This is a genomic window from Enterovibrio norvegicus, from assembly GCF_002876705.1.
Classification (GTDB): domain Bacteria; phylum Pseudomonadota; class Gammaproteobacteria; order Enterobacterales; family Vibrionaceae; genus Enterovibrio; species Enterovibrio norvegicus_B.
In genome coordinates this window covers 14,165-40,987 of sequence record NZ_MDAG01000029.1, presented here as the reverse complement: position 1 = coordinate 40,987, position 26,823 = coordinate 14,165, and the positions used below count along the sequence as shown (strand labels likewise).

Annotated in this window: 25 protein-coding genes and 1 pseudogene; 17 read left to right on the top strand and 9 right to left on the bottom strand. The window is 47.0% G+C overall.

From position 1 onward, the window contains the following. Nucleotides 1-116: 116 nt before the first annotated feature. Nucleotides 117-1,250: a Gfo/Idh/MocA family protein gene (locus BCT27_RS15905; RefSeq protein ID WP_102316837.1), complete on the bottom strand. Its 1,134-nt coding sequence runs from the start codon at nucleotides 1,248-1,250 to the stop codon at nucleotides 117-119. A 52-nt stretch (nucleotides 1,251-1,302) separates the two neighbouring features. Continuing rightward, nucleotides 1,303-2,010: a GntR family transcriptional regulator gene (locus BCT27_RS15900; protein ID WP_102316838.1), complete on the bottom strand. Its 708-nt coding sequence runs from the start codon at nucleotides 2,008-2,010 to the stop codon at nucleotides 1,303-1,305. A 259-nt stretch (nucleotides 2,011-2,269) separates the two neighbouring features. Here BCT27_RS15900 and BCT27_RS15895 point away from each other — a divergent pair, with 259 nt between their 5' ends. The 6 genes from BCT27_RS15895 (at nucleotide 2,270) to BCT27_RS15870 (ending at nucleotide 7,931) form a co-directional block, all read left to right on the top strand. Then, nucleotides 2,270-3,427 (top strand): LLM class flavin-dependent oxidoreductase, encoded by a 1,158-nt coding sequence (locus tag BCT27_RS15895; protein WP_102316839.1) that lies wholly within the window; start codon nucleotides 2,270-2,272, stop codon nucleotides 3,425-3,427. Further along, nucleotides 3,427-4,329 (top strand): aldo/keto reductase, encoded by a 903-nt coding sequence (locus BCT27_RS15890; protein ID WP_102396214.1) that lies wholly within the window; start codon nucleotides 3,427-3,429, stop codon nucleotides 4,327-4,329. The genes BCT27_RS15895 and BCT27_RS15890 overlap by 1 nt, the downstream gene beginning before the upstream one ends. Continuing rightward, nucleotides 4,326-4,802, top strand: coding sequence for a flavin reductase family protein (locus BCT27_RS15885; RefSeq protein WP_102396213.1), 477 nt, complete (start codon nucleotides 4,326-4,328; stop codon nucleotides 4,800-4,802). Before BCT27_RS15890 ends, BCT27_RS15885 begins: the two co-directional genes overlap by 4 nt. Then, a complete protein-coding gene (locus tag BCT27_RS15880; protein WP_102396212.1) occupies nucleotides 4,802-5,377 on the top strand; it encodes a TRAP transporter small permease in 576 nt (191 codons plus the stop codon). Before BCT27_RS15885 ends, BCT27_RS15880 begins: the two co-directional genes overlap by 1 nt. A gap of 91 nt (nucleotides 5,378-5,468) precedes the next feature. Continuing rightward, complete coding sequence (locus tag BCT27_RS15875; protein WP_017009973.1) at nucleotides 5,469-6,755, top strand: TRAP transporter large permease; 1,287 nt, start codon at nucleotides 5,469-5,471, stop codon at nucleotides 6,753-6,755. An 87-nt stretch (nucleotides 6,756-6,842) separates the two neighbouring features. After that, nucleotides 6,843-7,931 (top strand): TRAP transporter substrate-binding protein, encoded by a 1,089-nt coding sequence (locus BCT27_RS15870; protein WP_102396211.1) that lies wholly within the window; start codon nucleotides 6,843-6,845, stop codon nucleotides 7,929-7,931. A gap of 67 nt (nucleotides 7,932-7,998) precedes the next feature. Here BCT27_RS15870 and BCT27_RS15865 read toward each other — a convergent pair whose 3' ends face one another. Next, complete coding sequence (locus BCT27_RS15865; RefSeq protein WP_102396210.1) at nucleotides 7,999-8,673, bottom strand: ArsR/SmtB family transcription factor; 675 nt, start codon at nucleotides 8,671-8,673, stop codon at nucleotides 7,999-8,001. 150 nt (nucleotides 8,674-8,823) lie between these two features. Between BCT27_RS15865 and BCT27_RS15860 the strand changes: the two genes are divergently transcribed. The 3 genes from BCT27_RS15860 to BCT27_RS15850 are packed head-to-tail and all read left to right on the top strand — an operon-like array spanning nucleotide 8,824 to nucleotide 9,783. Next, nucleotides 8,824-9,162, top strand: a complete 339-nt coding sequence (locus tag BCT27_RS15860) for an NIPSNAP family protein (RefSeq protein ID WP_102396209.1) — start codon at nucleotides 8,824-8,826, stop codon at nucleotides 9,160-9,162. Next, nucleotides 9,159-9,491, top strand: coding sequence for an antibiotic biosynthesis monooxygenase family protein (locus tag BCT27_RS15855; RefSeq protein ID WP_102316844.1), 333 nt, complete (start codon nucleotides 9,159-9,161; stop codon nucleotides 9,489-9,491). Before BCT27_RS15860 ends, BCT27_RS15855 begins: the two co-directional genes overlap by 4 nt. A 1-nt stretch (nucleotide 9,492) precedes the next feature. Next, a complete protein-coding gene (locus BCT27_RS15850; RefSeq protein ID WP_102396208.1) occupies nucleotides 9,493-9,783 on the top strand; it encodes a YciI family protein in 291 nt (96 codons plus the stop codon). A 111-nt stretch (nucleotides 9,784-9,894) separates the two neighbouring features. On the opposite strand, the gene katG is transcribed toward BCT27_RS15850, so the two are convergent. Continuing rightward, a complete protein-coding gene (katG, locus tag BCT27_RS15845; RefSeq protein WP_102396207.1) occupies nucleotides 9,895-12,108 on the bottom strand; it encodes a catalase/peroxidase HPI in 2,214 nt (737 codons plus the stop codon). 774 nt (nucleotides 12,109-12,882) lie between these two features. On the opposite strand from katG, the gene BCT27_RS15840 reads away from it, so the two are divergent. The 5 genes and pseudogenes from BCT27_RS15840 to BCT27_RS15820 all read left to right on the top strand — a co-directional run bounded on the left by BCT27_RS15840 (nucleotide 12,883) and on the right by BCT27_RS15820 (nucleotide 15,200). Further along, nucleotides 12,883-13,305, top strand: coding sequence for a VOC family protein (locus BCT27_RS15840; RefSeq protein WP_102316847.1), 423 nt, complete (start codon nucleotides 12,883-12,885; stop codon nucleotides 13,303-13,305). Between the two features lie 9 nt (nucleotides 13,306-13,314). Next, nucleotides 13,315-13,437, top strand: a pseudogene (locus tag BCT27_RS26020) (VOC family protein); the annotation flags it as partial. A gap of 41 nt (nucleotides 13,438-13,478) precedes the next feature. Further along, nucleotides 13,479-14,033 carry a GNAT family N-acetyltransferase gene (locus BCT27_RS15830; protein ID WP_102396206.1) on the top strand — a complete coding sequence of 185 codons (555 nt, stop codon included), beginning with the start codon at nucleotides 13,479-13,481 and terminating at the stop codon, nucleotides 14,031-14,033. A 41-nt stretch (nucleotides 14,034-14,074) separates the two neighbouring features. Beyond that, a complete protein-coding gene (locus BCT27_RS15825; RefSeq protein WP_102396205.1) occupies nucleotides 14,075-14,692 on the top strand; it encodes a LysE family translocator in 618 nt (205 codons plus the stop codon). Nucleotides 14,693-14,741: 49 nt separating this feature from the next. Continuing rightward, complete coding sequence (locus BCT27_RS15820) at nucleotides 14,742-15,200, top strand: Mpo1 family 2-hydroxy fatty acid dioxygenase (protein WP_102396204.1); 459 nt, start codon at nucleotides 14,742-14,744, stop codon at nucleotides 15,198-15,200. Between the two features lie 471 nt (nucleotides 15,201-15,671). Here BCT27_RS15820 and BCT27_RS15815 read toward each other — a convergent pair whose 3' ends face one another. Beyond that, on the bottom strand, nucleotides 15,672-16,661 hold the full coding sequence (locus tag BCT27_RS15815) for a GlxA family transcriptional regulator (protein ID WP_198597576.1): 990 nt from the start codon (nucleotides 16,659-16,661) through the stop codon (nucleotides 15,672-15,674). 525 nt (nucleotides 16,662-17,186) lie between these two features. Between BCT27_RS15815 and ygiD the strand changes: the two genes are divergently transcribed. Continuing rightward, complete coding sequence (gene ygiD / locus BCT27_RS15810) at nucleotides 17,187-17,987, top strand: 4,5-DOPA-extradiol-dioxygenase (protein ID WP_102396203.1); 801 nt, start codon at nucleotides 17,187-17,189, stop codon at nucleotides 17,985-17,987. 118 nt (nucleotides 17,988-18,105) lie between these two features. Here the strand turns inward: ygiD and BCT27_RS15805 are convergent, their stop codons facing one another. Then, nucleotides 18,106-19,923, bottom strand: a complete 1,818-nt coding sequence (locus BCT27_RS15805) for a PhoX family protein (protein ID WP_198597577.1) — start codon at nucleotides 19,921-19,923, stop codon at nucleotides 18,106-18,108. A 456-nt stretch (nucleotides 19,924-20,379) separates the two neighbouring features. On the opposite strand from BCT27_RS15805, the gene BCT27_RS15800 reads away from it, so the two are divergent. Further along, a complete protein-coding gene (locus BCT27_RS15800) occupies nucleotides 20,380-20,730 on the top strand; it encodes a c-type cytochrome (RefSeq protein WP_102396201.1) in 351 nt (116 codons plus the stop codon). Nucleotides 20,731-20,796: 66 nt separating this feature from the next. Next, entirely contained in the window at nucleotides 20,797-21,249 is a 453-nt protein-coding gene (locus BCT27_RS15795; RefSeq protein WP_102316854.1) for a YaiI/YqxD family protein, read from the top strand. 66 nt (nucleotides 21,250-21,315) lie between these two features. Here BCT27_RS15795 and BCT27_RS15790 read toward each other — a convergent pair whose 3' ends face one another. The 3 genes from BCT27_RS15790 to BCT27_RS15780 form a co-directional block, all read right to left on the bottom strand. Further along, nucleotides 21,316-23,028 carry a YncE family protein gene (locus BCT27_RS15790; RefSeq protein WP_102396200.1) on the bottom strand — a complete coding sequence of 571 codons (1,713 nt, stop codon included), beginning with the start codon at nucleotides 23,026-23,028 and terminating at the stop codon, nucleotides 21,316-21,318. A 711-nt stretch (nucleotides 23,029-23,739) separates the two neighbouring features. Further along, nucleotides 23,740-25,419, bottom strand: a complete 1,680-nt coding sequence (locus BCT27_RS15785) for an NHL repeat-containing protein (RefSeq protein ID WP_102396199.1) — start codon at nucleotides 25,417-25,419, stop codon at nucleotides 23,740-23,742. Between the two features lie 424 nt (nucleotides 25,420-25,843). Then, entirely contained in the window at nucleotides 25,844-26,698 is an 855-nt protein-coding gene (locus BCT27_RS15780; protein ID WP_102396198.1) for a lipase family protein, read from the bottom strand. Between the last annotated feature and the right edge of the window lie 125 nt (nucleotides 26,699-26,823).

The following is a 26,823-nucleotide window of genomic DNA, read 5'->3' as shown; positions in this document are numbered from 1 at the left end:
ACTTACTCTATGCGGATAGCTTTCACATTTTTCAATTCTTGCTATCGATGACGCTGAACGGTTGGCGTGGGTGACTGTTTCAGCAACTGCCAAAGTCTGAGAGATCTAGTTCAAGGCTACACCTCAAACCCTAATCCACCTTGGGTAATATTGATCACCTTGTGTCGCTTGATGGCTTCTTGTGCAGCAAGACCTAGGACGACTGCTTTTAGACCGTCTTCCAACGTTACTTCCACAGATTGCTCACCTAAGATGGCGCGCTGAAACTTCTGATGTTGATAGAAGGTTGAACCGTTGTGGTCACCTGCTTCTAGCAATTCTGGATCGACAGGCACATCCATCTGTTTTGGACCTTTCGGATTGCGAGGGCTAGAGATGACTTTTGAAACAGGGGCTTCTCCAAGCGTTTCCGTGGGCCAAAAACGACCAGGGCCAGGGACGAAGCATTCAATTTTTCCCGCATCCCCAACGGCACAAATTTCTTCTTGGTAGCGTGAACCTTCTGCAAACATGCAAAGCTCCAAACTGGCGCGCGTACCGTTACCAAACTCTACGGTGACGAAGGCATTGTCGAGAATGTCAGGGGTTTGCCCATCGTACTGTTCGTCACGGTGGTTCACGGCCTGGCTGCCAGAGCCGAATACGCGAACCGGATTGGCTTGGGTTAGTAAACGCATGAGATCGAAAAAGTGACAGCATTTCTCAACCAGGGTGCCGCCTGTTTTGTGGTTGAAGCGGTTCCAGTCATCGACCTTCTCCAAGAAAGGAAAACGGTGTTCGCGTATAGAAAACAGATGACGCTGACCGACTTCGTCGCTATCGAGCAATGAGAGTAACTTGGTGATAGGCGGCATATAACGGTATTCCATCGCTACCCAAATAGGCGAGGGGTGGCTGGCAGCGGCGTCGAGCAGCAGGTTTACGTCTTCAATGCGCGTGCAGACGGGCTTTTCAATCAAGATGGGCAAAGGACATTGTTTCAACATCTCCACCAGTTGCTCTGCATGTTGGTAGTTGGGGGTTGCCACCACGATGGCGTCCACATTGTCTGTGGCTAACAAGGCTTCTAAATCATTCACGCAGGTTGCGTTAGGCACGAGGGCATGAGCAAGCTCGCGCATTTCTGCATTTGGTTCGGCCAACACAGTGATTTCAACATTGTCTAACAGTTGAATGTTGCGAATGTGCTCGCGTCCCATCATGCCGCACCCGAGAATACCGTAGCGAAGAGGCGTTCCTTGTTGTGTCATTACATTGTCCTTATGAAAAATTGGGAAAAGTGTCGTTAAGAACGACTGTCTTTTAAGACCATCGCGCGGCGTATCGGACGGTATGGGGATCAAACCAAGTGAATGAAACTTCTTCTATGCGGTCTCGGTTAGACCAACTCATTCGTTCGATATAGCCGCAGGGTGAGCCTTCAGCTAACTCAAATTCTGTCGGCTTCCAATCTGGCACGTTACTGACAGTGATGCTGTCTTGAACGCGGGAGATCCAAAAACCTAATTTCTCGCGGTAATACACGTAAAGTGATTCCACTAATTCCTGCGGATCGATGGCAGTACGGTGTCGCCCATCGATCCAAATCTCTTCCACTGCTGCGGGTTTCTGATCAAGACGACGTAAGCGACGAAATCGCCACAATGGCGCATTCGAAGGCAGGCTGAGTAAAGAGGCCACATAGGTGTTCTGCATTTTTTCTACGCTAAGAAAGTCAGCATTCGGCAACCCGCCGCCGCTTTCCAGTTCTAACCGAAAAAAGTGGTAAATGGCATTGTCACTCAATGTTTCTTTTACATAGGTACCAGAGCCTTGTTTTCGCTCTAAAAGCCCTTTGTTTTCTAATTCGGCGAGTGCTTTGCGGAGTGTTCCTGTCGCAACCCCCAGTTTCTTTGACAATTCTGCTTCAGTAGGCAAACGCTCACCAGGGAGCCAATAGCCAGCAGTGATTTCTCTGTGCAACAGCTCGCTAATTTGAATGAACAGGGGTAATCGGGTTGATTCACTCATTTCCAAAAATTCTCGAAATTAATAAATGCTTTTAATTTAATGAGTTACCGCTCAATAGCGATACCTTCGCGCTGATTCAATATCAAATTCATTCAGCATTGATTTACTTTTCATATTTATCTTATAGCATTATTTAACAAATCATTCACTATTCATTTACCTTGTGGGTATTTTCGCATGGAGCGTTAGGTGCTGATTGTTAAGCACTTTCGGTGTGCGTGAATTGAGTTTAAAAAGAAAAAGAGCGGGAGATTGGACAATGAGTGTAGTGCCCATCACAAGTGCAGGATTAGATGCCTCGGAGGTGTCTTGGTTTGCACCTATTTGCAGTGATGACTATCGCTATCTAGGTGTGCCAGATGGCAATTTGAGAAGTAATTGGGAAAACACGCGAGACATCGTACTCACCGCTGAAAAGCAGGGTTTTCGTAATATTTTATGTCCTTCGTCTTACCAAGTCGGGCAAGACACCATGACCTTCGCGTCGGCGATGGGTCCACTGACTGAGCGCATTAACCTGTTGGCTGCGATTCGTTGTGGTGAAGTGCACCCAGCGATGTTGGCACGCTCGGTAGCGACACTCGATCACATCATGAAAGGGCGACTTACCCTGAATGTGATTTCTTCTGATTTCCCTGGGCAAAAAGAAGACAGTGCGCTTCGCTATCGCCGTTCGAAAGAAGTGGTTGAGATCCTGCGCCAAGCATGGACGCAAGATGAAATCCGCTACCAAGGCGAGATTTATAACTTGAGCGATTTGTCGACAGATCCGGTGCGCCCGTATCAACAAAATGGCGGCCCGTTACTGTATTTCGGCGGTTACTCGCCAGATGCGTTAGAGCTGTGCGGGTCCGAGTGTGATGTCTACCTGATGTGGCCGGAAACCCAAGACATGTTAGCGAATCGCATGCGTGCTGTTAACGAAGTGGCGCAGCGCCATAACCGTACTTTGGACTACGGGTTGCGTGTTCACATGGTGGTGCGTGATACCGAAGCAGAAGCCAAAGAGTATGCAGAATCATTGGTTTCGAAGCTTGACGATGAATTTGGTCGCTCGATCAAAGAGCGTGCGTTAGACGCAACCAGCCTTGGCGTGGCGCTTCAATCGAAGCAGCGTGAAGACGCAGACAAGTTTGGTTATACCGAATCGAACCTTTGGACGGGCGTAGGTCGTGCGCGCTCTGGGTGCGGTGCGGCCTTGGTAGGCAGTGTTGACCAAGTGCTGACCAAAATTGAGGAATACCAAAAAATGGGGATTCGCGCGTTTATCTTCTCGGGGTACCCGCACAAAGACGAATGTGAAATTGTGGGCCAGAAAATTCTGCCACACCTGAAAACCTGTTCAATGCCAGAAGAATATGGCCGTGTGCCGGCAACAACACCAGCAACACCTTTGGGTGTGGGAGAAAGAAAGTAATGAAGTACACCCAACTGAACGACGCTTTACCTGCTTTTAGTCGCATTGTTTATGGCGCTTGGCGTCTAGCCGACGATGTTGATACTTCAGAAGCGAATGTCCGCGCGAAAGTGGATGCGTGTTTAGAGCAAGGCATCACCACGTTTGATCATGCGGATATTTACGGCGATTACGAATGTGAGGCGGTGTTTGGTCAAGTGTTGGCGAAAACGCCGTCACTGCGTGATCAAATCCAGCTCGTGAGCAAATGCGACATCATGTTGCTGTCCGACAAATACGCCGATCGTCGCGTGAAGTACTACGACACCTCGCCAGAACACATCCGCACGTCAGTACATAACTCGTTAAAACACCTGAATACCGACCACCTTGATTTACTGCTGATTCACCGTCCGGATCCTTTCATGGATCACCATGCCACCGGTCAAGCACTGGATGCGTTGATTGATGAAGGCTTGGTGAAAGGCGTTGGTGTATCGAACTTCCAACGCTGGGATTGGGATTTACTCCAATCAGGCATGAAAAACCCATTGGTGACCAATCAAGTCGAAATGAGCTTGCTTGCGCGTGACAGCTTTACCGATGGCACCTTGGCGTTTATGCAGCAACACGGCATCAAGCCGATGGCATGGTCACCGCTTGCGGGTGGTGAGTTGTTTGGTAATGGCGACGCAGCGCAGCGCGTGAAACCCTTGCTACAACGTGAGGCAGAGCGTTTCGGCGTGGGCATTGACGCAGTTGCGGTTGCTTGGTTGTTGGCGCACCCTGCGGGCATTTTACCTGTGGTTGGCACCAACAATCTCGCCCGTATTCGTACCGCAAGTGATGCACTGAAGGTGAACATTGACCGAGAAACATGGTTTGAACTCTTAACGGCAGCCGCCGGGGAGGAAGTGGCATGAGTAAGGAACTGCGCAACGCATTAGGACGCTTTGCAACGGGCGTGACGGTCATCACCGCGCGCCATAAAGGCGAAGATTACGGGCTGACCTGTTCATCGTTCAATTCTGTCTCGCTTGAGCCTGCCATTGTGCTGTGGAGCTTAAACAGTGGATCGTCGTCAAAAGCGCCGATCCTTGAGTCGGGCGGTTACACGGTAAGTGTGCTTGCCGTGGAACACTCTGAACTCGCGATGAAGTTTTGCCGCGGAAGCCACGAAGAACGTTTCAGCGATGTCGACATTGAGCGCGCACCCAGTGGTCGCGCCATCATTTCTGGCGCTGTGGCGTGGTTTGACTGTGATATGCATGGCGTGGTGGCTGCAGGCGATCACGACATCATGTTGGGCAAAGTGACGGACTTTAGCTCTGGCCGTGAAGGTTCGGGGTTGGTGTTTGAGCAAAGCCGATTTGGTCGTGTAGGAGAAGTGGCTTAATGGCATTTATGACGACGAGTTTAACCGCAATTTCCGCGATCAACGATCGCATTGGGAAGATTGGCTCATCGATCGCGTGGGTGCTGGTGGCATTAATGGTCGGCAGCATTTTGCTACAAGTGGTGTGTCGCTACGTGTTCAATTCCGCTTTACCTTGGCCGGAAGAAGTCGCGCGCGCATTGATGATTTGGATGATGGCATTGGTTGCTGGTGAAGCGTATCGAAAAGGCATGTTTGTCTCGATCGATATGATTCACAACTACTTACCTGCCAGCGTTAGCCGATTCATCAAAATCTTTCTGCTTGCGCTGGCGTTTGCCGTGTTGGTTCAACTGTTCGTCGTCGCCCTTGAGTTTTTTGACCGCGGATTTCGTACCCGCGCTGCGTCGTTTCCTTTGAAACGTGCATGGATTTACCTCGCGATGCCTGTGTGCTTCGGCACCATGTTATTGGCGAATGTTGAATTGTTCCTTCGCGCTTTGGTGCCAGACAGTGCGTCGTCTGATGATGATGCGCCTGAAGACAAATGCGGTGATGAGGTAGCATCCATCAACGCGAATACGGAAAAAGGATAGCGGCGATAGCCATATTTATTGGCACGTCGATGGGTAACGTGAGGCATGAAGTATGCCCAAACCCGCGCTCAACATAGGGAAGTGGTTGTAAATGTTAATCCTGTTTTTACCTCTGTTCTTACTGATCCTCATGCTTGGCATGCCGGTGTTTTTTGCCCTGCTGACTGCACCGGGCTTAATGCTGTATGCAGAAGGCATGGATCGCGACATTCCTTTGCTGTTTCGCAACATCTACAACGGCATTGATTCATTCCCACTGATGGCCATTCCTTTCTTTATGTTGGCTGGAGAGGTCATGAACCGAAGCGGCATCACGTTGAGCTTGGTGAGCTTTTCCCAGTCTTTGATTGGGCATGTGCGTGGCGGTTTGGCGCATGTGAATGTTATGTCGAGCATGTTGTTTGCGGGGCTATCAGGCTCTGCGGTGGCTGATACCTCTGCGATCGGCTCCATGATGATCCCTGCCATGGAAAAGAACGGTTACTCACGAAAATTTGCGGCGGCCATTACCGCGGCTTCGTCCGTGATTGGCCCGATCATTCCGCCTTCAGGCATCATGATCATTTATGCCTACACCATGGAAATATCTGTCGCAGCATTGTTTGCGGCGGGTGTGGTGCCAGGGTTGTTGATTGGTGGTGGGTTAATGGCGCTGATTGCCTTGATGGCGAAGAGCCAAAATTTGCCCATTGCCAGTGAAAAAGCGACGTGGCGAGAGCGTGGTGTGGCGACGAAAAATGCCTTCTGGCCGTTGCTCACGCCTGTGATCATTTTGGGCGGTATCTTAGGCGGTATTTTTACCCCGACAGAAGCATCGGCAATTGCCGTTGTGTATACCCTTGTTGTGGGAATGTTTGTTCTTAAAACCGTCAAATTGAAAGATATCCCAGACATCTTTACCAGCAGTGCAAAATCGTCAGCGGTTATCTTGTTATTGGTGGGTTCCGCGCTGGCCTTTAAAACCGTGGTGTCGCTTTCTCATGCAGCAGAAGCCATGGCGGAGTTCACGCTGGGCATCAGTGACAACCCGCTGATCTTACTCTTCTTGATCAACATTTTACTCTTTGTGATTGGTATGTTCCTCGATGCTGGTCCTGCCATCATTATTCTTGGCCCAATCTTGGCGCCAGTCTTTATCAGCCTGGGTATCGACCCAGTGCATTTCGCCATCATCATGAGCGTCAATTTAACGGTTGGCCTTGCGACGCCGCCGATGGGCCTAGTGCTCTTTGTCGCCTCCAGTGTGTCTGGTGAAAAAGTGGAAACCATCTCCCGTGCCATATTGCCGTTCTTGGCAGTCGAAGTATTGGTGATATTCCTGATTACGTTTTTCCCGGCTCTGTCTATGACTATCCCGCAGTGGTTAGGCTTGGCGTGAGTGGGTTTGTAAGCAACGGAGAACTGACGTTCTCGCCTTAACAAGGTCAGTGTTCGACTGGCTATCCACGGATGTGAAAGGTGAAGTATGAAAACAACAGTAAAAACAATGCATAAAGCATTGAAAGGAAGTGCTCTCGGACTGGCTGCTGTCATGTCGACAATGGCAATGACTGCGCCAACAATGGCCGCCGATTTTAACCTTCGTGCCGTCGCGAATTCGAACGAAAACGATGAAGATTATGATGGTCTTGTTGTCTTTAAGGATTTCGTTGAATCACACTCAAACGGCAAGATTAAAGTCGATCTTTTCATTGGTACCCAACTTTGCGGCAACGGCACCGAGTGTATCCAAGCAGTAGAAGATGGCTCTGTTGATGTTTATATTTCAACCTCTGGTGGCGCGGCGAACATGTTCCCGTATATCCAAGTGTTGGATCTGCCGTATGTATTGCCTGATGATCGAACCGCTGAAGCCGTGCTTCAAGGTGATTTTGTGCGTGAACTGCGTAAAGAAATCCTCGCTGACACAGACAACAAATTGCGTTTGATGGCGATTGGTAACACGGGTGGTTGGCGTAATTTTGCTAACACCAAACGCACGGTAAAACAGCCAAGTGACATGGAAGGGTTGAAAATCCGTACTGTGGTGGCTGATCTGCCTCAGGAGCTAGTGAAAGCATTGGGTGCGAGCCCTACGCCAATCCCATGGCCTGAGCTTTACACCTCATTCCAAACGGGCGTGGTTGAAGGCTCGAAAAACGGCATCACTGACATCATGGGCATGAAATTTCCAGAAGCGGGCCTGAAGTATGTCACGCTTGATGGTCACGCATACATGTCAGCACTGTGGTACATGAATAATGAAGTGTTCATGGACATGCCTGTTGAGCAGCGCAAAGTGATCGTTGATGGTTTCCGTGCACTGCAGCAAGCGACGTTTGCGTCTCCGAAGCGTAAATCAATCGCAGCGTATGATGCCTTCAAAAAATCAGGCGGTAAGCTTTATGTGCCATCGCCAGCAGACAAAGCCAAGTTCCAAGCAGCGGCTGCACCTGTGTACACCTGGTTCCAAGAGAACGTAGATGATGGCAAGAAGTGGTTTGATCTTCTGCAAGCTGAAGCTGATAAAGCCAAAGCCAAAATCGCGGCGGATGATAAAGCGGATTTGATGTAACCGTCTAAGCGCTGTTGCGTTATCTGCATAAAACCAGCCGAGAGGCTGGTTTTTTCGTATGTGTGCGTTACTTGAGGGTGTAACGAGAAAGAAATGCAGCCAAACCGGTATCAGAGAATTGAATGATCCGCGTCCCCGGTGATTGGTACGCCCATTGTTTCTGCAAGGCATGGGAGAGGATATATTGCCCTAGGCTCCCCGCAAGGTGATTTTGGCGTTCGCTCCAATCTAAGCAAGATTTGCATACAGGCCGACGTTGCTTCTTCATGCCCTCAATATCGATACCTAGATCTGAAAAGAAGCGTTCGCCTTTTGGCGTTAACGCAGTATGTGAAGCCTGATCCATGATGACTTCTTGCTCTGCCAAGATGCGATAAAGCGAGACGCCTATTTCTCCCGCTAAGTGGTCATAGCAAATGCGAGCGTATTTGAGGTGAGGGTCGCTAGGGCCTGTTTGGGTTGTTGATGCGTGAGAGGCGCTCAATGTCAAAATCTGTTCAAGCAAATCTGCAACGTGTCGGTTCGCCAATTGAAAGTATTTATGGCGACCTTGTTTTCTGACAATGAGTAATTCACCGTCGACCAATTTGTTTAAATGGCTGCTGGCCGTTTGCGCGGTAATGTCTGCTTCTATGGCAAGCTCCGTCGCAGTAAGTGCTTTGCCGCTCATTAGCGCCATTAGCATCGCAGCTCTGGTTTCCTCCCCAATAAGTCCCGCTATCGTTGCAATGTTTGGTTCCAATACGCCTTCCTTTTTTGCCCGCGCTATCTCAGCCGTTATTTCATCATAGTCGCATCACCTTCACTTCGACCGCCATCGAAGCATGAATAATTTGTCGCTTTACACTGCGTTAAACATCCAAAAACCACAGCAACATGGAGTCGCGGCAAGATGAAGATAACTTGTTTTATTGAATACCAAATCGATCCTTTTAAAACGGCACAATTTGAAGAATATGCTGAAGCGTGGGGCAAGATCATTCCCGCGTGTGGCGGGGAGTTGTTGGGCTATTTTCTTCCTCATGAAGGCACAAATAATAGGGCATTTGGGTTAATCAGTTTCCCTGATCTCGCCGCGTATGAGGCTTACAGGACGCGACTAAAGCATGACAGAGAAGGAGAGAAGAACTTTGCGTTTGCCCAAAAAGAAAAATTTATCGTATCTGAAAAACGCACCTTCCTTCGTGCCGTTGATGCGGCTTATCTTCAACTTGCAGGGGAAGGCTCATGATTGCGGTTATTTTTGAAGTCACTATCAAGCAAGGAGGCCGTGCCACCTACTTTCATATCGCACAAAAACTGAAAGCATCGCTGGTGGATATTGATGGTTTCCTGTCTGTTGAGCGGTATCAGAGCTTGGCCGATGAAAACACATTCTTATCGTTGTCTTTCTGGCGAGATGAAGAAGCCATAAAAGTATGGCGGCAACAGGTCGAACATCAATTGGCGCAGAAAAAAGGCCGATCTTTGCTGTTTGATGATTACCGATTGCGTGTGGCTGCCGTCTTGCGAGACTACGGCATGGAAGACAGAGAGCAAGCACCAACACAGGAAACGTGAGATGAGAATAGTCGCGATTTTTACCGATAAAGAGGGCATGAAAGCGCACCGTGCTCAATATCTCCAAGACCACCTTGGTTTTTTGAAAATCCACGGTGATGAAATTTTGATTGGTGGCAGTTTGAGAGACGAACACAGTGGTGAGCAAACGGGCGGGATGTGGGTCATGGAAGTAGACAGCTATGATCGTGCACACGCGCTTATCGCGTTAGATCCTTACTACGCACCAGCGCGAAGGGGCTATGTTCTCAACGCGTGGGGAAAAGCGTTTGATGAACCCGTGGTGTTGTAAAAGGCCTACGAATATAAACCATAAAAAAAAGAGCTCGACCAACCTTGGTTCGAGCTCTTTGGACAGGAAGCGACATTGGGATGAGATCGCTACGTCTTAAAGGGATATTCCTTAGTTTTTCAGGTCAAAACGATCGTTGTTCATGACTTTTGTCCATGCCGCGACAAAATCATCGACAAACTTCTGCTCAGAACCGTTTGATGCATACACTTCCGAGATTGAGCGAAGCTCTGCATTTGAACCAAAAATCAAATCAACGGGCGTTGCCGTCCATTTCTTATCACCAGAAGCACGGTCTGTACCGACATAGATGCCTTCCATGTCTGCTGATTTTGACCACTTGGTGGACATATCAAGCAGGTTTAGGAAGTAATCGTTGCTTAGGGTGCCCGGTTTGTCCGTAAACACACCGTTGGAAGAGCCATCGCTGTTCGCGTTCATGGCACGCATACCGCCCACGAGTACTGTCATTTCTGGCACGGTGAGGGTAAGCAGGTCAGCGCGTTCAACCAATGCTTCGGCCGGTGAACGGTAGTTTTTCGATGCATCAAAGTAGTTTCTGAAACCATCTGCCGTTGGCTCAAGCACAGCGAAGGAAGCGACGTCCGTCATTGCTTGCGTGGCGTCAGTACGGCCTGGGTTAAACGGAACATCCGCTTTCAGCCCTGCGTCTTTGGCGGCTTTCTCAACGCCTGCTGCGCCTGCCAACACAATCACATCGGCTAGAGACACTTGTGTGTCGCCCGCTTGTTGGTTGAAGTCTTTTTGAATCTTAGTGAGTGCTTTCAGTACTTTTTGCGTCTCTTTCGGATTGTTTACCACCCAATCTTTTTGAGGCTCAAGCTGCAAACGCGCGCCGTTTGCACCGCCACGCATGTCAGTGCCACGGTAGCTGGCTGCTGATGCCCATGCTGTTTTAACCAGCTCAGGCACGTTCAAACCCGATGCCAGAATGTCGGCTTTGATCTCGCCAGCTTGCTTGTCCGTGATGAGCGGGTGATCAACCGCAGGCACCGGGTCTTGCCATACCAGAATTTCTTCTGGGATTTCAGCGCCGATGTAACGTGCACGTGGACCGAGATCGCGGTGATTGAGTTTGAACCACGCTTTGGCAAACGCGAGCTCAAAGTTTGCAGGGTCCTCGCGGAAGCTTTCCGCTATTGCACGGAATTGCGGATCTTCTTTGATTGCAATGTCTGTGGTGAACATGATGGGTGCATGGCGCTTGGTAGGATCGTGCGCGTCAGGAACAAGCTGCGCTGCTGCTTTTGAATCTGGGATCCATTGCTTCGCGCCAGCAGGGCTTTCTGTTAGCACCCAGTTGAAGCCGAACAGGTTATCGAGGTAGTTTGTCGTCCATTGCGTTGGTGTGACTGTCCATGCGCCTTCTAGACCACTGGTAATGGCATCAGCACCTTTGCCCGTGCCACATTTGTTTTTCCAGCCGAAACCCTGTTCTTCAACAGGTGCACCCGCCGGCGCTTCACCTAAACATTCTTCTGGCTTGTGCGCACCGTGGGCCTTACCAAAGGTGTGTCCGCCCGCGATCAGCGCGACAATTTCTTCGTCGTTCATTGCCATGCGGCCAAATGAATGACGAATGTCTTTTGCTGCTAGAAGCGGATCAGGCACACCGCCTGGGCCTTCTGGGTTGACGTAGATCAGACCCATTTGAACTGCCGCAAGGCCTTCTTTCAATTTGCCGTTTTCATCGCGACGCTCATCGGCGAGCATTTCTTCTTCTGGGCCCCAGTAAACAAAGTCGGGTTCCCAATCATCTTCACGACCACCGGCAAATCCGAAGGTTTTAAAGCCCATTGATTCAAGGGCAACATTACCCGTCAGTGCCATCAAGTCAGCCCAAGAAAGGCTTTCACCGTATTTTTGCTTCACAGGCCACAGCAGGCGGCGCGCTTTATCAAGGTTGGCGTTATCAGGCCAGCTATTGAGCGGGTCAAAACGTTGTTGACCACCGCCAGCACCACCACGACCATCAGACACGCGATACGTCCCTGCTGCGTGCCATGCCATGCGGATGAAGAATGGGCCGTAATGGCCATAGTCCGCAGGCCACCAAGGTTGGGATTCGGTAAGCACAACGGAGATGTCTTTTTTAACGGCGTTGAGGTCCAAGGTTTCGAATGCGGCAGCGTAGTCAAAGCTTTCGCCGAGCGGGTTTGATTCTTGGCCATGATCACGAAGGGGAGCAAGATTGAGTTGGTCAGGCCACCAGAATTGGTTTGATTTTGGTTCGCCTTGCGCGAATGTTGGAGATGAAACCAATAGACCAGACAAGACGACCGAAATAAGGGTCTTTTTAAACATGTTACTTTCCTCTTCCATGTATACGTGCACACAGGTGTAATTACCCGCGCGTTATTTAAAATATAAACACGTCTATAATTTAATTTAAGGAGTAAACGTTTTAGTACTTTGTGTTCCAGTGCAAATGACAAAACGCTGACACATTGAATGTGACTTTTTAATTCTTTCTGGATTTTCCAGGGGTAAGAATAATAATTCCTATGCCGAAATGTCATTTGATACTGGTTTAATTCGACCTGTCCCTTTTTTTATGCAAAGAAAGGGCTTCGCTAATCAAGTGAAATGACGACGATAAAAATATTGTAAAATAATTCACTATTTAGTGGGGTATTGGCTTTGTCTGTAAAAAGCACCTCCCATTAGTGTTGTCTAGAATGTTTGTCAGTACGGTGAGTATAGATAGCAATGACACAATTTATGAAAGGGATTATTTCGATGGCGATAATAGAAAAAAACAATGAAAGATTTTTTATCTTTTGTGTTGATTAAGTAAGTGGTTAAAAACAAGTGTTATTTTAAACTGTCATTTTGGGATTGTTTGGACTTTTCGTTGCTAAAATTCATGCAATAAAATTGATTTGGCTCAATTATTACCCCTAAATGCAATTTGTTTTATATTCTTACTTATAAGATGATTTATCATAATTAAATCGTGAAATTGACGTATTTTAATTTAATTCCAAAAAACGTGAAAATGCAGGGTTTAGTGAGTTTTACTGACGTTAGTTTTCTGGTTGTTTGGGTGTTGGCAAATATGATGAAGAGAGAAATAGCATGAATCAAGCGCTGATACATGTCGCGATCGTAGTTCGAGACTACGACGAGGCACTTGAGTTTTACGTCAATAAATTGAAGTTTGACGTGGTGGAAGATACTTATCAACCTGAGCAGGACAAACGGTGGGTGGTGATATCTCCACCGGGCTCGAAGGGCATGACACTGTTGCTTGCAAGGGCTTCCAATGATGAGCAAAGCTCCTTCATTGGCAATCAAGCGGGTGGTCGTGTGTTCCTTTTCCTCTCCACAGATGATTTCTGGCGGGATTACAACCGAATGCGAGAAGAGGGCGTGCATTTTGTGCGAGAGCCAATGGAGGCAGACTACGGAACTGTGGCTGTGTTTGAAGATCTCTACGGTAACCGCTGGGATCTTCTTGAGTTGACCCCTGAACACCCTATGGCTTCTCGACGCGTTTAAGACTGCGAGGAGATCGCCATTGAAGAAGGGCCAGTGCTGCGCACAAGGGCGCAAGGCGCGATTGAATCATTGTACTTTCGCGACCTTGATGGCAATTTGATAGAGATATCAAATTATGTTCATCCGGTTTGAGTGTGATGGATACAACGTTATGGGGTTAAAGGATTAACGTTATGTTTGCAACCATTGTAGATAACGACATTTCATTGGCACTTGTTCAGCCTTCCTTCGCCCATGACTATTTCGACATTGTCAGTCGCGACAGGGACTATTTAGCGCAATGGCTAGCTTGGCCTGCGCATGCAGATGGCATTGCATTTTTCGAAGGCTTTATTCGTCATTCACTGCATGACTACGCCGACGGAAAGTCGTTAACGTGCGCGATACTCTATCAAGGCGCCGTGGTAGGGAACATCAGTTTCAATACGATTTCTCATGACCTAAAGAAAGTGCAAATTGGCTATTGGGTTTGTCAAAACCAACAGGGCAAAGGCATTGTTTCGCGCTGTGTGAAGGCGCTTGTCCACATTGCCTTTGAAAAACTGGGTATGGAAAAAGTGGAAATATCCGCGGCGACAGAAAATGCAGCAAGCCGTGCAGTATGTGAAAGATTGGGCTTCACATTGGAAGGCGTGATTCGACAGGCAGAAAAGCTGGATGATCGCATTGTCGATCATGCAGTTTATGGCCTTTATCGCTCTGAAAATATTCCATCTGTATCTCAATAGCTGCTGCGTAGACCGCGCTGGCTGACATAGGAGCTTTCATTATGGAGTATCTGATAGCGGTTACGCTTTTTGCCATTTCCGCTTCCGCCACCCCGGGGCCGAATAACCTTTTATTGATGTCTTCGGGCGTTAATTTTGGTGTGCGTAAGAGTGTCCCTTTGCTTTTGGGGATTTGCGTTGGCTTTGCCATCATGCTCTTGCTGGTGGGGCTGGGGTTCGGGCAGCTTTTTCAGCGCTTTCCTGAACTTCATTTGATCATCAAATGCATAGGTACAGCGTACCTTCTGTATTTGGCCTTCTTGATTGCACGCTCTGGTGAGATGTCAGGGGTAACCGACGAGCAAGCTAAACCACTCACTTTTCTGAAAGGGGCGCTGTTTCAGTGGGTGAATGCGAAAGCGTGGGTTGTTGCTACGGGGGCGATTGCGGCTTTTACCTCTGTTGGAGACGGCTTCTACACGCAAAACATGATCATTGCCGCAACCTTCTTTTTTGTCTCCTTTCCTAGTGTGGGCGTATGGCTGTTGTTTGGTTCAATGTTAAAGAAAGTGCTCACATCATCAACACGAAGGAAAGTGTTTAACTACAGCATGTCGTTGTTGTTGGTATTGTCTGTTCTGCCGGTTGTTAGAGATATTGTATTTCAAATCATGGCCTGAGTTGGTCAGTATGAAGAAATAGCGATAACAAGAACAAGGAGTGTTACGAATGAAATCGTTGGAACAATGGTTTGAAGAGTATGGCGAGAGCCACCAAAACCTCACTAACCAGAAAATTCATAAGGTTGCCGTTCCTGGGATTTTCTTTTCCGTGGCGGGCTTTTTATGGCTCGTTCCGTCGCTGTCTGTTGTGGGTGTGAGCATTGCGCCGTATTTCATCGTGCTGGCATTTGTGCTGGGTTTCTACGCCATGATGTCACTCAAAGCATTCATCGTGATGACGGCTTTCTCCATGTTTTGTACTCTGACCTTAGTCCAGCTTCAGCATGCCCAAGTGAGCGTGCTTGTATTGTCATCAGTGCTGTTTGTTCTGCTATGGATACTGCAATTCGTTGGCCATCATATCGAGGGTAAAAAACCGTCTTTCTTTAAAGATATTCAGTTCTTACTCATTGGGCCGGCGTGGGTTTTTCATTTCTTCTTCCCTCTTACGAAACACGACAGTTAGTTTTTAATCCCTCAAAAAAGGCAAAAAAAACCCAACCACCGATGATTGTGAGTTGGGCTGCTATCTTAGCTAAAAGAGAATGTTTACAGGTGTTTATCCAAATAACCTGACGTTCACTGTTTTTTCATCGTCAGAATATCCAGAGAGTTAATCAGTACATTCACGAGACTGTTTTCTGTTAATGCGGAATGGTTAATGCAATCAGCGCCGATGTACGGGAGGATTGGTACTGATTTGTTAACATCTTGGTTACATAAAGTTTGGCTAAACGTGAAAGCGCTTTCAATGAAAAGATGATATTTGAACAAATTGCATGAATTAGAATGAATGAAGAATGAGTTTCACGAGGGTTTTGTTTGAAAATTTTACATTTAAAAGGATGAGTTTGTAACGAGGGCAATAAAAGTCCCTCGTCTAATACATTGAATATTTTAGATTTTGTTAATTTAGATAAAGGTGAAGTGGTTTGTTTTACCCTTGTTTTTGTCTTAGTTCGTTGTTTGAAAGTGGGGTTTCAAATAACTTTCTCCATGCCGACGGTGAGATACCAAATGACTTTTTAAAGTGATGTCGTAAGGTGACAGCATTATTGAACCCGCAAGCGTCTGCGATTTGCTCTACCGATAAGGTTGAAGATTCGAGCAACTGCTGACAGTGTGACAATCTCGCAGCCAGTAACCACTTTCCAAATGACTTACCTGTCACCGCCTGAAACCTGCGTGTAAAAGTGCGTCGACTCATCATGTTTTTTTCTGCCAATTCGTCAATCGTATGAGGGAGGTTCAAGGTGACAAGAACATCATCAAGCAATTGCGATAGGCGAAGATCGGTCCCGCGCTCAGGCATGGGAACAGAAACATATTGCGATTGCCCACCCTGTCGTTGAGGAGGAACAACGAGAAGACGAGCCAGATGATTGGCTTCTGTACTCCCCAGTATTCTGCGAACAATCTGCAGGCAACAATCCATACCAGCCGCTGTTCCTGCGCTCGTGATCACGTTGTCACATTCAACATAGAGCATGTCAGTTTCGAGCTGAATATCGGGGAACAGCGACGAAAAATCGTCAAAAAAAGCCCAATGCGTCGTTGCTTGCTTTTGGTTTAACAACCCTGCCGCGGCAAGCACGTAGCTCCCCAAACAAAGACCCACCACCAAAGCACCACGCTTTTCCGCATGTTGAAGTGCGGCAATGAGCGCTTGTGACGGCGGTTGATAGGACATATGCCAACTGGGAATAATGATGATGTCGGCGCTATCAAACGCATCGAGGCCGTGACTGGCTGCGAGTTGGAACCCAGCCGTTGTAGACAGCAAATCCTGAGATTCGGCGCACACCTTCAGTGTGAAGTGTGAGGACAAATCGCCAAACACAATACAAGGAACCGTGAGGTGAAAAGGGCTCATTCCTTCGAAGGCTAATACCGCCACGTTGAGAGGCGTTTTATGACTGTTTGGCAATACCAACGTCCTGTTCTCTATTGTGTAGTGTGATCAGTATGGCCCAATATTATCGAATTTGATGTGCTGGGTCGCTGTTGGTGAAATTTTAGTCCCTGCATACTAGGCCTCGTCAACATGGTGGGTTTGTGAGTTGGGCTGCAAAAGCGGGTGTTCAATTTATCCTTGTTCAACATATTGCAACGCCGCACGGGGCTATCTCTCCTTGTTAATTCAGGTGTAGATGGTGCCGACTATCGGGTCGATATTGTTGAGGTGACGCCAAGTGAAATTTGTTATCTGCTTAGGATTGGTATCCTTTAACTGATTGAATTTTGGCGAATGAATGGAGATTGTTCAGTTTTGATGAAAGGTCAATTCTGCTTATGTCTGTTTTTCATATTGAAGGGTGTCTGTATCTTCTTTACTGGGATTTTGTGTCCTAAATGTCTTATTCATGATGCACCAAATGGAGGCAATGAATAGTGCTGCAAAATACAAAAAATGCAGCCAATGGATATCTGATAAAAAGGAGGGAGAAATTAAATGTCACTACCTACGCAGGCGAACATGGGCCAGAGAATGCCTGCGCTGTTTATCGGGCACGGGACGCCGATTTATACGTTATCTGAAAACCGATACACAAATGCTTGGAAAGCGATCGCAACAAACATGATTGTTCCCAAGGCAATCTTATGCATTTCAGCACATTGGATGACACGCGGCACACGCATTACAACTGCCGAGTATCCAAAAACAATCCATGACTTTGGACCTATCGATCCTCAGCTTAATGTCATTGAATACAAAGCCCATGGGGCACCTGCATTGGCAAGGGATATTGCAGGTCGTGTACCTTTCGACATTGAATTAGATGAAAGTTGGGGATTTGATCACGGCGCGTGGACTGTACTTCGTCATATGTTTCCCGATGCAAACATTCCTGTGATCCAAATGAGCTTGGACATGAACTTGTCAGCGCGAGAGCATTTTGAACGTGGTAAAGCACTCGATTTTCTACGTGATGAGAATATCCTTATTCTTGCGAGCGGTAACATTGTTCATAACCTCACACTCATCGATCCTCGCGAAGATCACGCATATCCATGGGCGCTGCATACGGACGCAAAAATGGCGCACCATATGGTGCAAAACGACATCGAGCCTCTGATCGATTACAGTTCATTAGGGGAAGACATCGAACTCGCGATTCCTACCCCCGAGCATTACTGGCCGTTGTTGTATGCGCTTGGCGCGAAGAATGATGACGATATATTGAGTTTTCCTGTGATGGGGATTTCTCATGGCAGCAACAGCATGCGCTCGGTGCTGATCAGCCCTCAATAGTATCGCCTTCATCTTGATGAATACTTTCGCGTGAAAACGAAAAGCCCCATTATTGCTAATGGGGCTTTTTTGTAGACTTATGTTTATCTCACACTATCTTACGAGAAACATGGGCGGATTATGCGCCAATCACGCCGCCATCTTTACGCGTAATACGCATGACAGTCGAACGTGGGATTGCATCACCACCTTCTGGGAAATGGGAAGGCGCGAGACCTTCACCTGGGTGTTGAATACCGACAAACATGGTTTTGTAATCGGGTGAGAATGTCAGCCCCGTGACTTCACATGCGATAGGACCTGTTAAGAAACGACGAATTTCCCCCGTTTTCGGATCCGCACACAGCATTTGATTGTTACCCATGCCTGCGAAGTTGTCTTTGTTCGAATATTTGCCGTCCGTCATGATCCACATGCGCCCAGCCGCATCAAACCCTAAGCCATCAGGGCTGTTGAACATGTTGTCCTTGTTGACGTTATCCGTTCCGGCCATCAAGCCTTCATGTACTTCCGGGTTACCTGCCATCACGAACAGATCCCAATCGAAGTCTGTCGCCGTGTGGTCGCCACCTTTTGGTTCCCATCGAATGATGTGCCCATAAGGGTTTTCAACGCGTGGATTGGCAACATTAACCGGTTGTGTGTCTTTCACACCACGGTATTTGTTGTTCGTTAGCGTACAGAAAACGTGTTTGTTATCTGGGTGAACAGCAACCCATTCAGGGCGATCCATGGTGGTTGCGCCAACATGTGTTGCAGCTTTACGCGCAAAGATCATCACTTCGGCTTGGCTGTTGAAGCCGTTTTCGGGCGTGAGGCCATTTTTGCCGAAGGTCAGCTCTAGCCATTGGCCGTTGCCTTTAAGTTCGCCTTCTTTTCCGTCCAGTTTTGCAACGTAAAGCGTGCCTTCTTCCAAAAGGTCTAGGTTGGAACTGTGGGTACCTGGCTTATATTTGTTTTTAGAAACAAATTTGTACAGATGCTCACCACGTTCATCATCACCCAGATACACAACAACGTGGCCGTCATTGTTGATCGCCATCGCGGCGTTTTCATGCTTAAAACGGCCCAGTGCGGAGCGTTTCTTCGGTGTTGAATTCGGGTTCATTGGGTCGATTTCGACAACCCAACCAAAACGGTTTGGCTCGTTGGGTGTTTTCGCGATGTCGAAACGATCGTCGTGTTTCCACCAGTCATAGCCCCAGTCTTTCTCTTTTACACCGTAACGTTTGTATTCGTCCGTTAACTCAACCTCTTTAGACGCAGCAAAGTAACCATTGAAGTTTTCTTCACAGGCGAGATAGGTTCCCCACGGGGTTTGACCGTTTGCACAGTTGTTGTATGTCCCTAGTATTTTCGTTCCTGTCGGGTCATCTTTGGTTTTCAACAAATCATGGCCCGCCGCCGGACCTGTCATTTCCATGGGCGTGTAGGCGGTGAGTTTGCGATTTAGCCGACCTTCAGTATTCACTTGCCACTGACCGTCCTTTCTGACCAATTCAACGATAGAGACTGCATGCGCAGCCTGAGATTTACGCACATCATCAGCAGAAATGTTTTTACCTTGATGTGCATAGAGATATTCGTTGTTGGTGTACTCGTTATTCGCCACCAAGACAGCACGCGTGTCTGAGATTGGGAATAAGGTCATGCCGTCAGTATTATCACCGTACTGCATTTCCTGAGCCTTAGAGTCATTGCCCTGGCTGAACTTAGGAGAGTCAGTAAACAACGCATCCCCCCAAGAAATCAGGGGTTCAGCCACATAACCGTCTGGAACGATCACTGTGTCGGCGGTTGATATTGGGATTGCATCAAAGCCGATGAGTTCGCTTTTCTTCATTGTCCCCGCCACTGCTTGTGCAACTGGGGTAGCAGCAAAGAAAGCTACCGTTCCAGTCGCACCCGCAGCGCGAAGGAAATTACGGCGATTCATTGCAGCATCAATGAAACGATTAAATGCGGGTTCGCTGTCTAGCAGACGTTGGTCGTCATGTTGATTATATTCGCTCACGTTGTCTTCCTTTACTTTCTGTATTTAACAGGGAGTTTCTTATCGTTATGGCTGCGGATTTTGGTTCTTAATTGTGAAGTATTGGTGACAAGCCGATGAAGAAAACATGTCATCTATCGCCTTTGTCGCCTAGCCGTATGGAAACGGACTATTTGTATGTGCACCAAAATGCGCAAAGAGATAAAAGCTTTAACATTGGAAGGATTAAGCGATACCTATTCCAATATCGAGCTGAGTATAGGATGTCGAGAACCGCGAAAGTGTATCGAAAGTTGTAGAGTAAGTGATGGTTTTTCATACATCTGTTTGAACGCGTTCACTGATTGCGTGCATTTTTGATGCGTACCGCTATGATGCCGTCACAAAAGGAGAACTCGTATGCTACTGCGCTATTCTATTGCTTTATCGTTGTTTTTTACGTCATTACCGCCATTACCGCTATTGGCAGCCATGCCTGTTGGAAACTCAGACTTGGGGCAGAACAAAGCGTATTCCTGCCAATTTTGTCATGGTGTTTCGGGTTACAGTGAGCGAGATGATTATCCGCACTTGAACGGCCAAAATGCGCAATATCTGTATAACGCCATGCTGAGCTATCAACACGGAGAGCGCGGCGGGGTCATGGGTAAAATGATGCAGCAACAGCTCTCCGCTTTAAACGAGCAAGATTTAGCGGATATCGCGGCATTTTATGCGGTTCAAAAGGCAGGCAAACCCAATGCTGAGTGAGAGGCATTGCTTCACCAGATTTAGGCTGTTAATGTTCGCTGCAATTGACGTTTGAGGAAAATATACATGGCAACAATTTGGGTCGATGCTGATGCATGTCCAGCAGTCATTAAAGAAGTACTTTTTAGAGCCGCAGACAGAACCCAAACGCCTGTGGTGCTTGTTGCAAACCAAGGGCTAAGAACGCCTCCTTCGCGTTATATTTCTAGTCTTCAAGTTGAAAAAGGGTTTGATGTCGCGGATGACGAAATCGTCAAGCGTGTTGAAGTGGGGGATTTAGTGATCACGGCTGATATTCCTTTGGCTGCTGAAGTGATTGAGAAAAAAGCCCTTGCGCTAAATCCACGTGGTGAACTTTATACGCTTGAGAACATTCGTCAGCGTCTTAACATGCGTGATTTCATGGATACCATGCGTTCGAGTGGTGTACAGATGGGGGGGCCTGCGGCACTCAATCAGCAAGATCGCCAGAAGTTTGCCAATGAACTGGATAAATTTTTGCAGCGTGCTAAGCGTTGATATCAATGCGCCAAACAAAAAAAGGGAGCCAATTGGCTCCCTTTTTTATCGAGATTGAGCAATCCGTTAGTCGTTGTCTGTAATGTTCAGTTGAACAGACTGTAAGTCACTTTTGTCTGATTTCGTCCACGCTTCTAGGATAACGAACTCTGTACTTTCTTTGACACTGTCATTGATGGAGTTAAAGAACACGATGAACTGATCGGCATTGTTTGCGATAGTTACAGCGGTTCCCGATGCCGAAAGTGTTGCTGTTGTTTGGCCACCTGTTGCGCCTTGTTGATAAGCAATACGAACGGAGTTCGTGTAGTCACTGCCCAATATGGCAGTCCCATTTTTCAACGCAAAGAACATGGTTTGAGTGGATGTTGTCGTTTGTGCAAAATCAACCAGTGCGACGAGAGAGTGTCCACCTTCAAGACGACCGTCATCACCTGGGGGTAAGCTTTCAGAAAGCGCAAAGCTGCCGGTGGCTGAATCATTGTCATCTTTGATGACGAACTCTCCAGTTTGCAGATCACTTTTGTCTGCGTTTACCCATGCTTCGATGGTGACCGTTTCATCACTTTCCGCAAAATTATCATCCGTTGAATCTACGGTTACCACAATACCGGTTGCGCCAGCAGGAATTGTGAGGGTAGCTGACCCATCGTTGGCGACTGTTGTGGTTGGATCTCCAGTAGTGCCTGTTTCGTAGTGAAGTCGAATTGAAGCTTTGTAGTCACTGATCACTTCTGCTGAACCGCCAAAAGAGAGGTTAACCTTTGTATCTTCGGTGGCTTCTTCAGTGAGACCAAGGTGGAACGACTTCGCGTGGCCTTCCAAGATAGGGTCGTCATTGATACCCAAAGTTGTTAATCCTGTCACTTCTTGGCTTGGGAAGATGGTTGGCTCGTAACAAGTATGTTCCTCTGATGTCACTGTCGCCATTGCACTAATACGAGTAGGGAACAAACCTACCTGTACCTTCTCACCCGTTGAAGGGTTAAGACGCCACAGACGGTTGTTGTTCACGTTGCCAGACACGTTCTGATTCTTCGCGGCCATAATGAGCTGACCGTTCTGATCTGTGGTGACAGAAGAAACGAAATTAACAAAGTGGAACGCTTTCAATGTTAAGTCAGCGGTTGATAAATCGACCGAGTAAGAACGTCCGTTGGTGACGAACAATAACTCGCCTTTATAAAACTCAAAATCACCCCAGTTGGTAAAGCCGCCTTGACGCGGGCCAGAAGGGAACAGCGCGATCTGAGTTGTTTCCCCAGACGTTGGATTAACCGTGAATAGGCGGCTAGCGTCTGACGCGTAAAGTTCACCCGTTTCTGGTGAGAACGCCATACGCATAATTTGGTATTTGGTATTGGCGACTTCTACATGTTCACCCGTTGCGACGTCATAGTATGCCAATGTAAAGCGCGTTGAAGATTTAGCGTGGAAATCTAAAGCGTTCAGTTCTTCATCACTGAAAAACGTGTCAGCGTCATTGATGTGGTACGCCCTAGGGCTTGGCACGTTTGAATAGTAGATGCGGTTGGTGTTTTCATCATACGCCATCGCAGAAGAGCTGAAGAGGGCTTTTGAGTTGATGACTGCACGCTCAGAAGCGTTTTGAAAGTAGTTGCTATCTAAAGAAGCGCTTTCTTTTAGATCAATAAGCGCACCCACATGGCCGCGTCCAGCGTTCATGCTGTAAACGTTACCATAACAAGCCGCAAAAACATTGGTAGAGACCATAATGCTAGATGCCAGCATAAGTTGAGCAATTCTATTTTTTTTCATTGCGATACTATTCCTATCTAATTTGAAGTTCCATCTACATTCGCCGGTTGGTTGTGTATCTCTATTTTGGCGACAGCTCTCTGCTGGAAATAGAGTTTGTCACATCTAGCCTAACTGACATTGCGGCGACTTTATTTACATCTTCCTGTTCAATGTTGAAACAAACTCTAGCAGCCGCACATTTGGTTCGTCACGGTGAAATGAGCAGTTACATATGAATCCCATCACTTAGTATTAAACCTGGTCTGTAAGTCGATTATAAAAGCGTGAGATAGCATTCTATTTGAGTCATATTTTGTTTTAAAAGTCCTCTCAAATTTCTCTCAATATAAGATGATTATTATTAAATTGGTCATGAGACTTGATTAACTCGTTAATATATTAGGTATAAATTAATTAGCATTGGCTGGTTATGTTTTCTCTCATTTCGGGGGGATGTGAGAAAAAATGCATCACTCTGTTTTAAATATGGCTTATCTATTGAGTGGTAATTATGGTTTTCTGATTTCATTTGACGTCATGGATTATGGCATTTCTTACCTGTGATGGACGAATGTCGTAAGAGCTTAAGATTAAGATTTTTTAGTTATATTATAATTTAGTGTGGGTCGTGTGCTGGGTTGCCGAGTTGCTGCTGAGGGGGGATATACTGATGCGAGAGGATAAAAAAGGAGTGCTTCCGCACTCCTTTTAGCCTAACTGACGTTGTTTTTAATTATGGATTTGCGACCAACACCCGTTCGAACAGTTTACGTTCTTATTGTGGTGCAACTGAGCTCTGTGGCCCGTTTTAACGTTGTAGTATTTGCCGTTTGGTCCTTTCAAACGTGCCCATGCGATATCACCACCTTTGTAGTAACGTTCATGGTTTGAGTGTTGCTCGTAATATTTCCCGCCGCTGCTGATTGAAATGCTGCGAAGGAATCCGCCCGTTTGATAAAACTCCAGTGTTGTTCCCGCAGGAATTGTTCCGTTTATGTTTGCATGAACACCACGGATGTATTGGTCTTTGGTTAACCAAGCACCGCCTCGGCTACCATGCCATGCAACACCACTGTTGTTGGCGGCATTTTGAAGTAAGGTATCGATGTCAGGGTCATTATCAACGATGGTGACGTTAGCAGTGCCAAGATCACTCTTATCGTCATTGATCCACGCCTGCATGGTGAAGTATTCGTTGTTCTCGTGCGTTGAATCATTCACGGTTGGCACACCAATACGCACAGAGGTAATTCCTTGCGGTAGGGTGATTGCCGTGAGGGTTGACGAGATGGTTGCGGATCCTGTGGTGCCGTCTGAATAACGCAATTGAACTGTATTGCGGTAATCGCTGTTCAAACGCGCACTACCATCTTTAATTGCTAATCGAATCTGTGTGGTTGCGTTCGCCGTTTCTTTGTCAAATGACGCAGTGAAGTAAGCTGTGGAGCCTTCACTCACTGAACCTGCATTGGCAGTAAAGCCAGACACCTCTGGTTTTGAATCGCTAGGGAATACAGTTTTCTCGTAACAAGTATGGTCTTCAGACGTCACGGTTGCCATGGCACTGATACGGCTTGGGAAGAGACCAACACGCTTTTTCTCACCGGTAGATGGTTTAATGCGGTAAAGAATGTTGCTGTTTACGTTGCCGGAAACATTCTGGTTTTTTGCCGCGATAAGCATCTGACCATTTTGATCCAACGTAGCCGATGTCACGAAACTAATGAAATGGAAACCTTTCATTGTCTGAGCACCGGTTGTTGTATTAATGCTGAATGTTCTACCATTGGTAACAAACAGTAGTTCTCCGTCTTGAAAAACAAAGTCGCCCCAATTGGTAAAGCCGCCAATTCTTAGATTCCTATCGAACTCACCAATGTTAGTGATATCTCCTGTAATAGGATCAACTTTGAAGATTGTTTTCGCATCTGATGCAAAAAGATCCCCCGAATCAGGGTCAAAAGCCATTCGTAAGATTTGCTTCTTGATGGTTGGTCCATCATGGTGGGTATCAGTGGCTGGATCAAAGTATGCTAATTGATATGCTTCAAGCGTTTTGGCTTGAAGATCGAGATTTTTAAATTCGTCAGCACTTACGTCATTTTCTACATCTGTAACATGATATGACGCTGGCTCAGGGGCATTGGCGTAGTATAAACGATCTGAAACCCGATCATATGACATGGAAGTCGCACTAAAGTTAGCTCGTGAACTGTAAAGCGTTCTCGTCGCCGCATCAGTATATACGCTGCCCATTACCTCAGCTTCTTGTACATCTAACAGCAATCCAACGTGGCCACGACCGGCGTTCATTGAGTAAACATTACCTGCACAATTTGCTGCTGCTTGGGCAGAAACGAGGGTGCTTGTCAGTATGGCTGTCGAGATCAACGTCTTCTTTATGTTCATATGAAATCCCTTTACCCAATAAATTACCCTTTTACATGCAGTGCGTTGTTAACCACGTCGGTATGTTTAGTGACGGGTGGTACGGCTTGCATTTAAAAGGTTTTCGATGCTCAGGCAAAACATTGCCCTGCGGATGACGAGAGACTATGTAACTCATTGAACAATTTCTATCTCATAAATGAGACTGTTTGGTTTTTGATATTATTTGACGAGATCTTTATAAGAAGATTTTGATAGAAGGATGAAAAAAGACTGGCGTGGTATTTGCGATTGTCTGTTCTAATGTACCAATATTCGATGGTTAAAGTATGAATGGTGAAATTTTTTTCTCACTTTTCCTTTCGCCAAATATTTGCAATCAATCATTAAGGTTTTGCTAATATGCTGATAATGAAAGGGAATGACTTTTGTTTCAAACGCAGTATTAATGTTTGTCGAAGTAGTTTTTCCTTCGGATATATTTGTCCATAAAATGATACGAAATCGGACGTAATAGCCAACTAACTAGTACTCGAATAATACGAATTAAAGACGGCATGTTGCGATAGATTTTATCATTATGTAGCCAAAGCAACTCACCAACGTGCCAAAACAGAAGGGGAATACCAGGGAGGAATGTCACCATGTCAACGTCGCAACAAATACGATAGGTTTTCGCGTTTAAACAGTAGCGCTTTTTGAAATTCCAATAGCCTGTCGCGGGTTGTCCAAACGTGACGATACGTTTAATGCAATTGGGATAGGTTTGCTCCAAAATTTCGCCCGCGATGATTGCCATGCTCCCGCCTGAAGAGTGCCCGGTAAAAGACAGACGCTTACCCTCTTTTATCAAGGGGGTCAGGCAATGCTCTAGCTTTTCCATCACCGAATGCCCGTCTAACGCTGAGCGCTCTCTTGAATGAAGAAGGTCGGCTTGCAACCCTATAGGTAGGTTTGCGATATCACGATGGTGATAAGCGCTTCGCGGTATGCTGGGCTGGCGAAGCAAGTAGTGAAATCCCCAATGCACATACCCTGCATTTTTAGGTGCATCAACACGGGTGGGCACGAAGACCAAGTTCAGTAGCCAATCCCATACGCTTTGCGACCCCTTAAACACCACCACGGCATCTCCATCTTCTCGCCACAACACGCGAACAATGGTTTTTCCCCATCGATTATGGATATCAATGCGGCCCTGCGGAGAAAACCCATAGTGCTCATGATCGAAGACGTTAGGATAAGCATCTCGACACAATATGGCATAGCGCTCGTATTGGTAGCGTTTGAGTCTTTTCACCTGAACCTAAGTAAGCGAGAACATAGCGTTTAGTGTAATAGAGAAAAATGACGAAATAGAGACAGTGAGAAACGTGAAGATGAAGAGGGTGAGTGTGCGTGAAAAGCGAAAAAGACTGCAAGGTC